The organism is Chryseobacterium carnipullorum (genome assembly GCF_900142785.1).
Classification (GTDB): Bacteria; Bacteroidota; Bacteroidia; order Flavobacteriales; family Weeksellaceae; genus Chryseobacterium; species Chryseobacterium carnipullorum.
Genome location: NZ_FRCD01000023.1, coordinates 1 through 13,426, shown reverse-complemented (window position 1 = coordinate 13,426; position 13,426 = coordinate 1). Strand labels below are relative to the sequence as shown.

Here is a 13,426-nt window from a genome sequence, read left to right as displayed (position 1 = left end):
GGAAATCCTTGTGCCTTTTGTTTAAAAGTTTTTAGCAAAGAAGTGATCGTCTACAGTCATCTCATCTTTTTATAAAATGTTTTTATACTTTTAATATCATTCATTTTGTACAAATTATACAACCTGAAAAAGGTAAAAAAATTTAGGTGATCCGTAGGAGATTTTACACCTATACTCTAAATGAAATCAGAACAAAAAAAAGACAGGCTGAAAAAACCTGTCTTTAAAAAATATTTCGTGTAATTTTTTACTCTACATTGATTACTTTTTGAATCTCCGGAGCGTGTTGCTTGATGGTATTTTCAACGCCCAGTTTCAGGGTTGAAAAATTCAGCGAACATCCGGAACAGTTACCCAAAAGTTTTACAAAAACCTGGTTATCCTTCACGTCAATAAGCTCGATATCCCCTCCATCCTTATTCAGGAACGGTCTGATGCTTTCCAGAGCTTCCATTACTCTTGTTACTGTATCTTCGTGTTTTATATTTGTTTCCATATTTCTTTAATTCAATTCGGTTTTTTTTCAAACTTAATTGAAAATCATTATTTTTTAGCTTTCGGCGAGCATCCTGCCATGGTGGAAATCTTTACCGCTTCTGTAGGGGGAAGATTTTTATTTCTTTCCAAAAGACTTTCTACCATTTTTCTTGCGGTTTCGGTGTAGATTTCTGCAATTTTAGAACCTTCCTGAAGGGCTGCAGGTCTTCCTACGTCTCCAGCTTCTCTGATACTTTGAATCAACGGGATCTCTCCCAATACCGGAATTCCCAGATCTTCAGCAAGATACTGAGCGCCCTGCTGTCCAAAGATGTAGTACTTATTGTCCGGTAATTCTTCCGGTGTAAAATACGCCATATTTTCGATTAATCCAAGAACCGGAATATTAATACTTTCCATCTGGAACATCGCAATCCCTTTTCTTACGTCTGCTAATGCCACGTGCTGAGGGGTACTTACGATCACCGCACCCGTTACAGGCACTTCCTGAATGATAGACAAGTGAATATCTCCTGTTCCCGGAGGAAGATCGATCAATAAAAAGTCAAGTTCTCCCCAGGCTGCATCTCTGATCATCTGGTTCAGCGCTTTTGAAGCCATTGGGCCTCTCCACACCACTGCCTGATTGGCACCTGAGAAATATCCTATAGAAAGCATTTTTACCCCGTAATTTTCAACAGGTTTCATCATGCTCTTTCCGTTGACTTCTACAGAGATGGGTTTTTCACCTTCAGTATCGAACATCGTAGGAACTGATGGTCCGTAAATATCGGCATCCAGTAATCCTACTTTGAAACCCATTTTTGCTAAGGTAACTGCCATATTTGCAGCAACCGTAGATTTTCCTACGCCTCCTTTTCCGGAAGCAATAGCAATAATATTTTGAATTCCCGCGATCTGTTTACCTTTGATCTGGCTTAGCTGAATCTCACTGGGTTCCGGAGAAACTATTTTAAGCTTCAGATGAATATCTTCTCCAAACTCACTTGCAAAAGCCTGCTTCATCGCTGCTTCCAGCTTTTTCTTTTCGTGCATCGCAGGAGAATGGGCAGTCATGTCAATATAAACATCATTACCCATGATCTGAAAGTTATTCACCAAATCATCTACCTCTATCTCTTTAAGGAAATCTTGAACCTTTTCTTTCGTCAACATACTAAATATAAATTGTTCACAAATTTACGGATTTTTTTGATAATTTAGAATCAATAAAATCTATAACCCAATGTGATAAATAACATGACAAAACAAACTTTCTCTATATTCTTATGCTCATCTTTAAAACACATTTTCATCATTAAACATATTACCTATGAATTCTACTATCTACCCCTCTAAATATACATCTCCGAAAGGTATTTTCGCGCTGGGAACAACCAGATTCAAATGGTATGACCTCGCAGAAAATCTGGCTGACATCTCACCTCTGGATATCAGTAATGCTAAAATCTGTATTGAAAATGCTGTCGAAAATTTTCAGAATAAAGAAGATCTGGGATTTGTCATACTGCACAGATGTGGCAAAAACTATCTCTTGCTGGTCTGTACCTGGAGAAGTGAAAATGAGCTTTGGGAAAGTGTTTATTATGACGGTTCCGGAACATTTGAAGTCTGGGACAGAAATACAATTCATCTTCCTACGTATTGTGTTTGGGAAATGGGAATTGTATACCACGAATCCCAATCATGGAAAAAATTCCTGGGAACAGACCGTTCGGAAATTCATCAACAGTATTATCTGGATGACCTTTTCGAGGGAGAAGTTTAAGATCGTCTTTCAATTCAATAGCAACGGGCTTTAGCCCGTTTAGCAAATATACCGCCATTCACCTGGCTTTAGCCAAAACCTATTCAAACACAACCATTGTCATATCATTATTACATTCTGTTCTGCCGTTTTTTCAATATATTCGTTGACATAAATTGATGATATGAAAAAAAAATTGGCAGTTTTCTCCTTATTCATTGCTCAGATCATATATTCCCAGAATTACGCTCAATATGTAAACCCTTTTATAGGAACCGGGGGCCACGGCCACACCTTTCCCGGAGCCATTGTTCCTTTCGGAATGGTACAGCTTTCACCCGATACCAGGATAGACGGAAGCTGGGATGGATGTAGTGGCTATCATTATTCAGATGCGGTGATCTATGGTTTTTCGCATACCCACCTGAACGGAACCGGAGTTTCCGATTACGGGGATATCATGCTGATGCCTACGATGGGAAATGCAAGCTTAAACAGCAAAGACTATTCTTCAAAATTTTCGCATAAAAATGAAAAAGCATTGGCCGGATTTTATGCTGTGAAATTAGACAAAAACAATATTGATGTTCGCCTGACGACGACGAAAAGAGTCGGTTACCATGAATATACATTCAATAACTCAGGGAAGGCCAATATCATTCTTGACCTAAACCACAGGGATAAACTGCTGGAAGGCGAAGTAAAGATCATTGATGATAAAACGATTGAAGTTTTCAGGAGAAGTGAGGCGTGGGCTACCAATCAATATATTTACGCCAGAATTGAATTTTCAAAACCAATGAAGATCTCAAAAAAAGAGGTTAATGGCAAGCAGGAAGACCGGTTTTTCACAGGAACAAAACTAGCTCTTGCCCTTTCTTCCGATGTTAAAAAAGGAGAAAAAATCAGCGTAAAAGTTGCCATTTCCCCAACAGGCTATGAAGGAACAGAAAAAAACATGCTCGCCGAAGGACAATCCAATGATTTTGAAACGGTAAAAAAGCAGGCAGAATCAGAATGGAACAAAGAGCTTTCAAAAATTGAAGTTAAGTCTGACGATAAGGATAAACTTTCTGTCTTTTATACAGCCCTTTATCATGTTTTTACCCAACCGAACATCAACATGGATGTGGATGGAAAATACAGAGGTCGCGACAACAAACTATACACCACCACAGGGTTTGATTATTACTCCGTCTTTTCACTTTGGGATACATTCAGAGCTGCCCATCCGCTGATGACCCTGATCGACAGAAAGAAAACAGCCGATTTCATCAATACTTTTATCAAACAGTATGAACAGGGTGGAAAACTTCCGGTCTGGGAGCTGGCTTCCAATGAAACGGAATGCATGATCGGTTATCATTCTGTTTCTGTGATTGCAGATGCAATGGCTAAAGGAATTAAAGGTTTTGATTATGAAAAAGCATTCCAGGCCTCTAAAAATTCTGCCATGCTGGATATTTTTGGGTTAAATGCTTACAAGCAGAACCATTATATCAGCATCGATGATGAACATGAAAGCGTTTCCAAAACGGTGGAATATGCCTACGACGACTGGTGTATTGCACAAATGGCTAAGATTTTAGGCAAAAAAGAAGATCATCAGTACTTCATGAAACGTTCTCAGAACTGGAAAAACCTATACAATCCAAACAGCGGCTTTATGCAGCCCAGAAAGAATGGAAACTGGTATGAGCCTTTTGATGCAAGGGAGGTAAACAATAATTATACGGAAGGAAATTCATGGCATTATTCCTACTCCGTTCAGCAGGACATTCCAGGATTGATCGCAGCACATGGCGGAAAGGAAAAATTTGAACAGTTCATTGATGCTATTTTTGCAGCACCGGATAAAACCACAGGCAGAGAACAGGTAGATATTACAGGATTGATGGGCCAGTATGCTCAGGGGAATGAGCCGAGCCATCACATTGCTTACTTATATAACTATGTAGGCAAGCCGGAAAAGACCGATGCCAAGATCAAATATATCCTTGATCATTTCTATAAAAATACTCCGGACGGGCTTATAGGAAATGAAGACTGCGGCCAGATGAGTGCCTGGTATATCCTAAGTTCACTGGGAATCTATGCGGTTACTCCGGGGCTACCTGAATGGCAGACCACGACACCTTATTTTGATGAGGTTAAAATTCATCTGGAAGATGGCACCACAAAAGTGATCACCAAGAATACCAGTAAATCTGAGCTTCAAAAACTAGGTTTTGAAAACAGCAAACCAACAAAGGATTTCAAATACACCCTACTCACCGCATCACCCGTTATCGCTTCCGACAGGATTTTCGATTTCTCTTCAAAAGTACAGATCACTCCACTGAATTCTGGTGATAAAGTTTATTATATGACCCTTAATTCAGATGATGCGAATGTTAGAAAAACGTTTACGGCATACAAAGGTCCTTTCACCATTAGTAAAACCACTCAGGTTCTCGCGTATTCGGAAAGAAATGGTGAAAAGAGTTCAGTGACCGTAGCCAATTTTAACAGAAGGCCTAATTATTGGGATATCGACATCCACTCAAAAGCAACGCCGCAGTATACGGCTAATGGAAAACTGGCCCTGATCGACGGGATCAACGGTGATGTAAACTGGAGAAAAGGTGAATGGCACGGCTATCAGGGACAGGATTTTGAAGCCGTGATTGATTTAAAATCGCCTCAGCAAATCACCCAATTATCCTCTACTTACCTTCAGGACAGCAGAGCATGGATTCTGATGCCTAAGAAAGTGGAATATTATGCTTCCATGAACGGGAAAGACTTTGTTCTTCTGAAAACTACAGACCATACCATCGATCCAAAAGATGAAAAAGTACAGATCAAAGATTTCGGAGCAGAGATCCTCCCGACGGAAGCCCGCTACATTAAGGTAAAAGCGTACTATTTCGGAAAACTTCCCGAATGGCATCAGGGAGCTGGCGGTGAGGCTTATATTTTTATTGATGAGATTTCTGTGAAATAAATGATCAAACTCAATAGTATAAAAATTCCCCTTTGAAAAGTTCAAAGGGGAATTTTGTTTTTTAATTCATTCTCTCGGACCACTGCAATTCTTCAGGCAGCTCCATATCAGAAAATTCTATATGAATCACTCTTCTTCTCCTGCCATCAGTCGTTCTGTTGGAACCGTGCAGGGTAAGGGGCTTCATGATCATGATACCCCCCTTCTGTACATCGCAGAATTTTTCGATTTCCGTTTTCCAGTCCATGGTTTCCGGTCTGTAGATTCCTTTGGTGTGAGATCCCGGAATGACTTTCAGTGCTCCGTTATACTCATCCGTATCATCCAGATGGATCCTGATGGTACAGATATTTTCAAGAAATGGTAGTGGCGGCTGAACAGCAAACTGATTTTGCTTTGCCGTCCAGGGTCCGAAACCCGCTATTTCCATTTTTTTATCTACTGAAATTGTGAGATCCTGATGATAGGCCACATACCAGTTGGACGTTTCGGGTTTGTCAAAATAAATACTTTTTACAGCAAAATATTTGTCTCCGAAGAGTTTTCTGACAATGGTTTTAATGGTATCATTAAATACCAGATCTTTAATTTCCGGAATTTCTTTCAGGAACTGTCTTATGGCAAAAACGTCAGCAGACTTTCTGAAATTTTCTTTTGAGGCATCGGCCTTTGCGATACTCTTTGTTATCTTTTCAATCTCATCATCAGAAAAGATTGAATTGATTACGGTAAGACCTTTTTCAAGGAAATATTGTTTATGGTTCTCTAAATATTGTTTTGTCATGTGCGTTTTAAACTTCCTGAGGTGTATTTTCAAGCTGTCCTTCCCATTTGGAGACAGCAGAAGTGGCCAGGGCATTTCCTAATACATTGGTCATACTTCTTCCCATATCACAGAAGTGATCGATTGGCAGGATCAAAGCGATCCCTTCCGGTGGAATACCAAACATCGAGCAGGTCGCTACGATGATAACCAGTGAGGCTCTTGGAACTCCGGCAATACCTTTGGAGGTAAGCATCAGTACTAAAAGCATCGTAATCTGCTGACCCAATGACATTTCAATACCATAGATCTGAGCAATAAAGATGGAGGCAAACGTCATATACATCATACTTCCGTCAAGATTAAAAGAATAACCTAATGGCAGAATGAAAGATACAACCCTGTTATTGCATCCGAATTTTTCAAGCTCTTCGACCAATTTAGGGAAAACAGCTTCTGAACTCGTTGTAGAGAAAGCGATCAGCAAGGGTGCCTTGATTCTTTTAAGCAGTTCGAAAAGGCGGTTTCCAAGGATCAGGTAACCTACCAACAGAAGAACCAGCCAAAGAACGGCTAATGCGAAGAAAAAGTCCCGCAGATAGACCGCATAAACGATAAATATCTGGAATCCGTTCATCGCTACTACTGCGGCAATTGCTCCCAAAACTCCAAGGGGCGCAAACCACATAATGTAGGCTACCATTTTAAGAATAGCATGGGCAATAATATCAAAAAGTTTAACCACCGGTTTTGAGTATTCTTCACCCAAATTGGCAAGCGCTACCCCAAACATAATGGAAAAAACCACGATCTGAAGTACTTCATTGGTGGCAAAAGCTTCAAATAAACTTTTAGGGATCATGTGTTTTACAAAGTCTTCCAGAGAAAAACCTTTACTGCTTTTCAGAAGATCTTCTGCAGCAGCAGCATCCTGGATGGGAAGTTTGGTCACATGACCAGGCTCAAGCCAGTTTACAAGTATCAGCCCGATAAACAGGGAAACCAGTGAAGCAGAGATAAACCACAACATGGCTTTTGTCCCTACCCTTCCGATCATTTTGATATCACTCATTTTGGCAATTCCTACCACAAGCGTGGTAAACACCAGCGGTGCGATGATCATTTGTACGAGTCTGATAAAAACAGTTCCCAGCAGTTTGATATTCTTGGAAAAAGGTTCCGCACTTTCAGGATATTGTGTGTGTACAACACCTCCAATGACTACTCCCAGGATAAGCGCAACGATAATGGCTACAAAAAGTTTATTTTGTCCTTTCATATATATTGTTCAATTCCCACAAATATAGCAGTTTTTCAATTGGTACAAGATTTTGTCCGAATCCGGTGAAGTTGAGATTAAGTTTATGATCCATTAAAATTAAATCCCTGATTTATAAAATATTGCAAAAAAATTAAGAAACATTTATTGATTTTTTATTCTTTTGATACAAATTTTATTATTACATTTGATTGTATTAACAACATTAATAAATATACAATATGAAAAAAACTATCGCAATGGCTGCCTTAGCTGTAGCTGTATCTTTCGGAGCAGTTTCTTGTAAAAAGAAAGTTTCTGATGCCGATCTTCAGACTCAGGCTACAACCATCGTAACTTCTAATCCCAATGCTTCTGTAGAAGTAAAAGAAGGAGTGGCTCATTTAAGCGGAACTTTCGCTGACCAGCAGTCTAAGGATGCTATGATCACACAATTAAAAGCGATCAGCGGAGTAAAGGAAGTAATGGACATGTCTACTGTAGCTCCTGCTGCACCAGCACCTGTTGAAACGACATCTGCTGTAGATCCTGCAGTTCAGAAAAAAGTTCAGGATGCTGTTAAAGATTTCCCTTCTGTAAAAGTAGAAGTTGTGAACGGACAGCTTACGCTTACAGGAAATGTTTCAAGCCTTCAGGCAAGAAAAATCAAAGAATCTGTAGATGCTTTGAAAATCGGAAAGTATAACAATAACCTAGTCGTAAAATAATTTTAGAGATGAGTACATTACAAGATAAATATTCAAGCGTAGTTTCAGCAGCACAGTCTGCAGGAATTTCTAACCTTCAGGTTCAGGAGCAGGATGGTATTCTTTATGTTTCAGGAAGTGCTTCCAATACAGCTGCAAAAGATGCAGTATGGAATGCTTTAGGAACTATTGACTCTACTTATTCAGCTTCCGATATCAATATTGACGTACAGGTTTCAGGATTAGCTTCAGGTGCTGCTTTAACAGTAGCTACGGAAGATTCTAATCTTAACATCAGACAGGAGCCTTCTACTGAAGCTGCTGTAGTAGGAAAAGCGGCTAAAGGTACATCGGTAACTTTGATTGAGCAGACTTCTGATGACTGGTGGAAAGTAAAGACTGATGATGGTCAGGAAGGCTATGCTTATTCAAGATATTTGAAAGCATAATTTTTCGAAATATAAAACTTTTGAAAAAATCAATACAGACATCCCCGATCGGGGATGTTTTTTTTATATTTTTACGCCTTTAAAGAAAGCACTGAATGAAGAAAATCTTATGGCTGCTGTTACTGGCATTCAATGGTATGGTCCTGTATGCACAAAATTTACAGATCAACGGGAAAGTGTCTGATTTTGATCAAAAGCCGGTGGAAAACGCCACCATTTACCTCCTTAAAGAAAAAGATTCCTCCATCATCAATTATACCGCTACGAATAAGGAGGGCAAATTTTCTCTGAAAACAGATGACCTGAATGAGCCTTCTATTTTAAAAATCAATGCTGAAAAGCTTTCGCCGTATTCTAAAAAGCTGGAAAAAATCAGTCAGTCCCTTAATTTGGGGGATATCGAACTGGAAAAAAATAATGTAAAAAATATTGAGGAGATCAAAATTACAGTGTCCCCTGTGAAGATCAGGAAAGATACCATAGAGTTCAGCGCTTCATCCATCAAAGTCCGTCCGGACAGTAAAATTGAAGAATTATTGAAAAAAATCCCGGGTGTGGAGATCGACAACGACAAAAAGATTACGGTGAACGGAAAAGAAGTCGATCAGATCATGATCAACGGAAAGCCGTTTTTTGATAAGGACGGTAAAATTGCTCTTCAGAATCTTCCGGCCGATATCATTAAAAATATTCAGTTTACGACTACCAAGACGAAAGAGGAAGAATTAAGCGGTAAGAAACCTAAATCCAATACGACCACCATCAATTTTAATATTGACGAAAAAAAGAACAAGGGACTCATGTCCAGACTTACACTGGGCTACGGTTCAGACAAACGTTATGAAGGCAGCGGGCTGCTGAGTTATTTTAAAAATGACACCAAAATAAGTCTTATCGCTTCATCGAACAATATCAATTCTCAGGGCTTTTCCAATGATGATGTGTTCGATAATATGGGGGCAGGCAGAAATTCGTCGGGAATGCAGGGTGGAACTTCCTCAACAGGCAGAGGAAGAAAAGGAATTCAAAAATCTACGACCATCGGAATCAATTACAATGATAAATTCGGAAAGAATGCCGATCTGGACAACTTCAGTTTAAGCCATTCCAATTCTGACACGGAAACAGCATCCAAATCTTCAAGAACCACTCTCCTTCCGGAATATACACTCACTACGCATTCTGAAAGTAAGGGTGAAAGTGAAACCCAGCAGTACAGTGCAGATGCATCCGCAAAAATTGTACTGGATTCTTTAAGTACGATTTACATTTCACCTCGATTTAACAATAGCCACAGCACCAGTATTAGCAATTCAAAATCATCTACGCTAAGGGATAATAAACTGCTCAACGGAAATACGTCCTATACGGGCAGTGAATCCGAAAGCAATTCATTTAATCCCTACCTCTATTTTTCAAAACAATTCAGAAAGGAAAGACGTTCGCTGAATGCTAAAATGAACAGTACACTTTCTGAATCCAACAGAGATAACCTGAACAGATCGGAAACTTTATTTTACCAGGGTAGTGAACAGAATGACAACAGAAACCAGCTGTCAAAAACAAAAAACCAGAACAATACCTATAATTTCAGTGCCGGATATACTGAACCTGTTTCAGATTCTGCAACCGTAAGTTTTGAAGTCACTTATAATTCAAAAATTTCAAGAGACTCTAGGGATGTTAATGATTTCAATGCTGCCACAGGACGATATTCTGATTACAATTCACCTTTATCCAACAGTCTGAGGCAGAAAATCAACCAACTAACTCCAGAACTTTCTTTTGATCTCAATAAAAAGAAATTCAGCATCTGGGCTTCTTTGAATTTTGACATCTCAGAGATGAAGGTCAATTCTGTCTACAATGGACAGCACTATCGTCTGCAAAAAGATTTTGTACTTCCGGGATATAATTTTAATTTACGTTACCAGTTTTCTGAAAGTAAAATTCTGAATCTTTCGAACTATGCCAATTTTACGATTCCCGGAGCCGAGCAGCTTACTCCCTATGAAGACACTTCAAATCCCCTGGTCACTTCTACCGGAAATCCTAATTTGAGAAATACATGGACTAATAGCAGCTCTTTATTTTTTAATAATTACAATCTGATAAAAAACATGAACTATTACGTCAGTCTTAGCTTCATGTACAGAAATAATGATGTGGTTAATTATTCCCGATATGATAATTCAGGAAAACAGCTTGTGACGTATGACAATGTGAGTGGAAATAAAAACATGAATCTTGGAGGCGGATTTAGCAAAACTTTTAAATGGAAAGACAGTAAACTTACTGTAAACCCAAGGTTTAGCATGCAGTATAACTACAATAAAGGGTTTATAAACGGACAGTTTTTCACGAACGAGTCTTACAGCCTTAATCCTGGTTTGAATGTGACCTACGAGCTTAAGGATAAACTGAGCATAAAACCTTCTTACAGGCTTGGCTATAATTTCTCGAAATACAAGAATTACAGCATTGACAATATAAATACCGCCAATCAAACCCTGAAACTGGAACTCACCCAGTATCTTTTCGACAGCAGAGTGGTTTTTGGAAATGATTTTGAATACAATACGAATTCTAACATTGCCCCCGGCTTCAAAAAAGATTTTTACTTCTGGAATATGAGTTTAGGATATTCGTTCTTTAAAAAACAATTGACGGCAAAAATGAAAATCTATGATGTTCTGAATCAAAATCAAAGTGTCAGGAGAACCATTTCGAGTTCTTATATTGAAGACCGGGAAGATCTTATTCTGAAACGGTATATCATGTTCTCTCTGAGTATGAAACTGAACAGATTTGCAGGAAAAAAGATGCAGTAAAAAATCCCTTTAATCTATAAAATCAGCAAGTGTAAAAAATCTCCCGCAGATCGCACAGATGAAAATCAAACTTCTTTTTTAGATTCTTCTGTATTTTCATTGAAAGTTTGAGCATAGGTAGTATACCGGAGCTATTTTATTTTTAAATTAGCTGCAAATTTTATTTATGAAGATCCATATTTCAATTTTATTTATTTTCTTTTTTATCCTTGGACGTTCGCAGACTCCAGATCAGAAGGATACATTCGTAAAAGATAATTTCACCAAAAAGGAATTTTACATTCCGATGCGTGACGGAGTAAAGCTTTTCACAGCAATCTACGTCCCGAAAGATATCTCAAACAAAAACAAATATCCTTTTCTGATGCAGAGAACCTGCTACAGCATTGCTCCTTACGGTGAAAATGAATACAGATCCAAACTGGGACCTAACCAGTATCTGATGAAGGATAAGTATATTTTCGTATTCCAGGATGTACGCGGAAGATATATGAGTGAAGGAACTTTTACCAATATGACCCCTCAGGTGGACCGCAAAACAAAAAAAGATGTAGATGAAAGTACGGATACGTACGACACGATAGAATGGCTTTTAAAGAATGTTAAGAACAACAATGGTAAGGCGGGACAATATGGAACTTCATACCCTGGATTTTATACTGCGGTAGGAATACTGGCTCAGCACCCGGCATTGGTAGCTTCCTCTCCTCAGGCGCCTATTTCTGATTTCTGGAATGATGATTTTCTTCACAATGGCAGATTTATGCTGGGCTATTTCAGAACGTTCCCTGTTTTTGGGATTCAGAAAACAAAACCTGAAAACAAAGCCTGGTATATGGATACTTTCGTGAAGCAGACTTCGGAAGATGGTCTTAAGTTTTACAGAGATATGGGAACATTAAAAGATGGCTACGAAAAATACTACAAGAACAATTTCTTCATGACGGAGATCATGAATCATCCTAATTATGATGAGTTCTGGCAAAAAAGAAATCTTCTTCCTCATTTAAAAAATGTCAACCACGCAGTAATGACTGTTGGAGGCTGGTTTGATGCGGAAGATCTTTCAGGACCTCTGAATATCTATAAAACGATAGAAAAGACCAGCCCTAAAGCTAAAAACACGATTGTGATGGGACCTTTCTCTCACGGAGCATGGGCACAGGAGCAGGGGAAACATTTCCATAACCAGATTTATTTTGGAGACAGCATTGCAACCTATTACCAGAAAAATATTGAAACTAAGTTTTTCAGTCATTATTTAAAAGGAAATACAAAAGAAGATGCGGGGCTTCCGGAAGCTTTGATGTATGATACAGGATCCAAAGAATGGAGAGAATTCGCTTCTTATCCTCCAAAAAATGCCCAAAAGGTTAATTTCTACTTAGCTGACGGAACATTGAAGAATGCTTCAGGACAAGGTTTTTCAGAATACTATAGCGACCCGAACAATCCTGTATTGAGTTCTGACAATCTGAAAGATTTTAACGGATTCACTCCTAAAAATTATATGTCGGAGGATCAGAGATTTGCAGTAGGCAGACCTGACGTTTTGACGTTTACTACAGATGTTTTGACAGAAGACATGAGTTTCGCGGGAGAGATCATGGCTAAACTGAATATCGCTTCGTCTTCTACCGATGCAGATTTTGCAGTAAAACTGATTGATGTTTATCCTGAAGATTTTAAACCAAAAGAAAAGAAAGACGGGGTGATCTATCCTAATTATCACCAGATGGTAAGAAGTGAGATTATGCCTGCCAGATTCAGAAATTCGAGAGAAAAGGGCGAAGCTCTGGTTCCTAACCAGAAAACAGCTGTTAATTTCAGACTGCAGGATGTGATGCATACGTTCAAGAAAGGACACAAAATCCAGATCCAGATCAGCAGTACATGGTGGCCGCTTTTCGCTATAAATCCTCAGAAATTCATGGAAAATCCTAATTTCGCCACGAAAGCAGATTACACGAAAGCTTTTATCAAAGTATATAATGACAGCTCTATTGAAGCTGAAGTATTGAAATAAATTAATGTGTCTAAAGCCACAAATGGCAATAGACACTTGTTTATAAAACATAGAATCCGGTCGCTTTGGACTGCCCCCAAAAAGTTAGACACTTTTTAGGGGCATTTTTTATGTATAGAAAAGAAAAATTTAGCGTTGCTTTCAAATTAGAATGTATTAAA

The 13,426-nt window shown here is 38.8% G+C and carries 10 protein-coding genes; 6 read left to right on the top strand and 4 right to left on the bottom strand.

The window, feature by feature from the left end:
• Nucleotides 1–247: 247 nt before the first annotated feature.
• Nucleotides 248–496 (bottom strand): NifU family protein, encoded by a 249-nt coding sequence (locus BUC06_RS20730; RefSeq protein ID WP_073336119.1) that lies wholly within the window; start codon nucleotides 494–496, stop codon nucleotides 248–250.
• Nucleotides 497–543: 47 nt separating this feature from the next.
• Complete coding sequence (locus BUC06_RS20725) at nucleotides 544–1,653, bottom strand: Mrp/NBP35 family ATP-binding protein (RefSeq protein WP_073336117.1); 1,110 nt, start codon at nucleotides 1,651–1,653, stop codon at nucleotides 544–546.
• A gap of 157 nt (nucleotides 1,654–1,810) precedes the next feature.
• Here BUC06_RS20725 and BUC06_RS20720 point away from each other — a divergent pair, with 157 nt between their 5' ends.
• Together BUC06_RS20720 and BUC06_RS20715 are read left to right on the top strand one after the other, a co-directional pair.
• Nucleotides 1,811–2,266, top strand: coding sequence for a hypothetical protein (locus tag BUC06_RS20720; RefSeq protein ID WP_073336115.1), 456 nt, complete (start codon nucleotides 1,811–1,813; stop codon nucleotides 2,264–2,266).
• Nucleotides 2,267–2,429: 163 nt separating this feature from the next.
• Nucleotides 2,430–5,231 carry a GH92 family glycosyl hydrolase gene (locus BUC06_RS20715; RefSeq protein ID WP_073336113.1) on the top strand — a complete coding sequence of 934 codons (2,802 nt, stop codon included), beginning with the start codon at nucleotides 2,430–2,432 and terminating at the stop codon, nucleotides 5,229–5,231.
• A 61-nt stretch (nucleotides 5,232–5,292) separates the two neighbouring features.
• Here the strand turns inward: BUC06_RS20715 and BUC06_RS20710 are convergent, their stop codons facing one another.
• Nucleotides 5,293–6,015, bottom strand: a complete 723-nt coding sequence (locus tag BUC06_RS20710; RefSeq protein WP_073336111.1) for a phytanoyl-CoA dioxygenase family protein — start codon at nucleotides 6,013–6,015, stop codon at nucleotides 5,293–5,295.
• A 7-nt stretch (nucleotides 6,016–6,022) separates the two neighbouring features.
• Complete coding sequence (locus BUC06_RS20705; RefSeq protein ID WP_073336109.1) at nucleotides 6,023–7,273, bottom strand: dicarboxylate/amino acid:cation symporter; 1,251 nt, start codon at nucleotides 7,271–7,273, stop codon at nucleotides 6,023–6,025.
• 221 nt (nucleotides 7,274–7,494) lie between these two features.
• Here BUC06_RS20705 and BUC06_RS20700 point away from each other — a divergent pair, with 221 nt between their 5' ends.
• The 4 genes from BUC06_RS20700 to BUC06_RS20685 all read left to right on the top strand — a co-directional run bounded on the left by BUC06_RS20700 (nucleotide 7,495) and on the right by BUC06_RS20685 (nucleotide 13,265).
• Nucleotides 7,495–7,980 carry a BON domain-containing protein gene (locus BUC06_RS20700; protein ID WP_073336107.1) on the top strand — a complete coding sequence of 162 codons (486 nt, stop codon included), beginning with the start codon at nucleotides 7,495–7,497 and terminating at the stop codon, nucleotides 7,978–7,980.
• Between the two features lie 8 nt (nucleotides 7,981–7,988).
• The gene (locus BUC06_RS20695) at nucleotides 7,989–8,408 is read left to right on the top strand and encodes an SH3 domain-containing protein (protein WP_073336105.1); all 420 of its coding nucleotides are present in this window, start codon (nucleotides 7,989–7,991) and stop codon (nucleotides 8,406–8,408) included.
• 95 nt (nucleotides 8,409–8,503) lie between these two features.
• The gene (locus BUC06_RS20690) at nucleotides 8,504–11,239 is read left to right on the top strand and encodes an outer membrane beta-barrel protein (RefSeq protein WP_073336103.1); all 2,736 of its coding nucleotides are present in this window, start codon (nucleotides 8,504–8,506) and stop codon (nucleotides 11,237–11,239) included.
• A 166-nt stretch (nucleotides 11,240–11,405) separates the two neighbouring features.
• Nucleotides 11,406–13,265: a CocE/NonD family hydrolase gene (locus BUC06_RS20685; RefSeq protein ID WP_073336101.1), complete on the top strand. Its 1,860-nt coding sequence runs from the start codon at nucleotides 11,406–11,408 to the stop codon at nucleotides 13,263–13,265.
• Nucleotides 13,266–13,426: the final 161 nt, after the last annotated feature.

Coding starts and splice junctions, on each gene's coding strand:
- BUC06_RS20730 (WP_073336119.1), bottom strand. CDS start 496: ATGGAAACAAATATAAAACACGAAGATACAGTAACAAGAGTAATGGAA.
- BUC06_RS20725 (WP_073336117.1), bottom strand. CDS start 1,653: ATGTTGACGAAAGAAAAGGTTCAAGATTTCCTTAAAGAGATAGAGGTA.
- BUC06_RS20720 (WP_073336115.1), top strand. CDS start 1,811: ATGAATTCTACTATCTACCCCTCTAAATATACATCTCCGAAAGGTATT.
- BUC06_RS20715 (WP_073336113.1), top strand. CDS start 2,430: ATGAAAAAAAAATTGGCAGTTTTCTCCTTATTCATTGCTCAGATCATA.
- BUC06_RS20710 (WP_073336111.1), bottom strand. CDS start 6,015: ATGACAAAACAATATTTAGAGAACCATAAACAATATTTCCTTGAAAAA.
- BUC06_RS20705 (WP_073336109.1), bottom strand. CDS start 7,273: ATGAAAGGACAAAATAAACTTTTTGTAGCCATTATCGTTGCGCTTATC.
- BUC06_RS20700 (WP_073336107.1), top strand. CDS start 7,495: ATGAAAAAAACTATCGCAATGGCTGCCTTAGCTGTAGCTGTATCTTTC.
- BUC06_RS20695 (WP_073336105.1), top strand. CDS start 7,989: ATGAGTACATTACAAGATAAATATTCAAGCGTAGTTTCAGCAGCACAG.
- BUC06_RS20690 (WP_073336103.1), top strand. CDS start 8,504: ATGAAGAAAATCTTATGGCTGCTGTTACTGGCATTCAATGGTATGGTC.
- BUC06_RS20685 (WP_073336101.1), top strand. CDS start 11,406: ATGAAGATCCATATTTCAATTTTATTTATTTTCTTTTTTATCCTTGGA.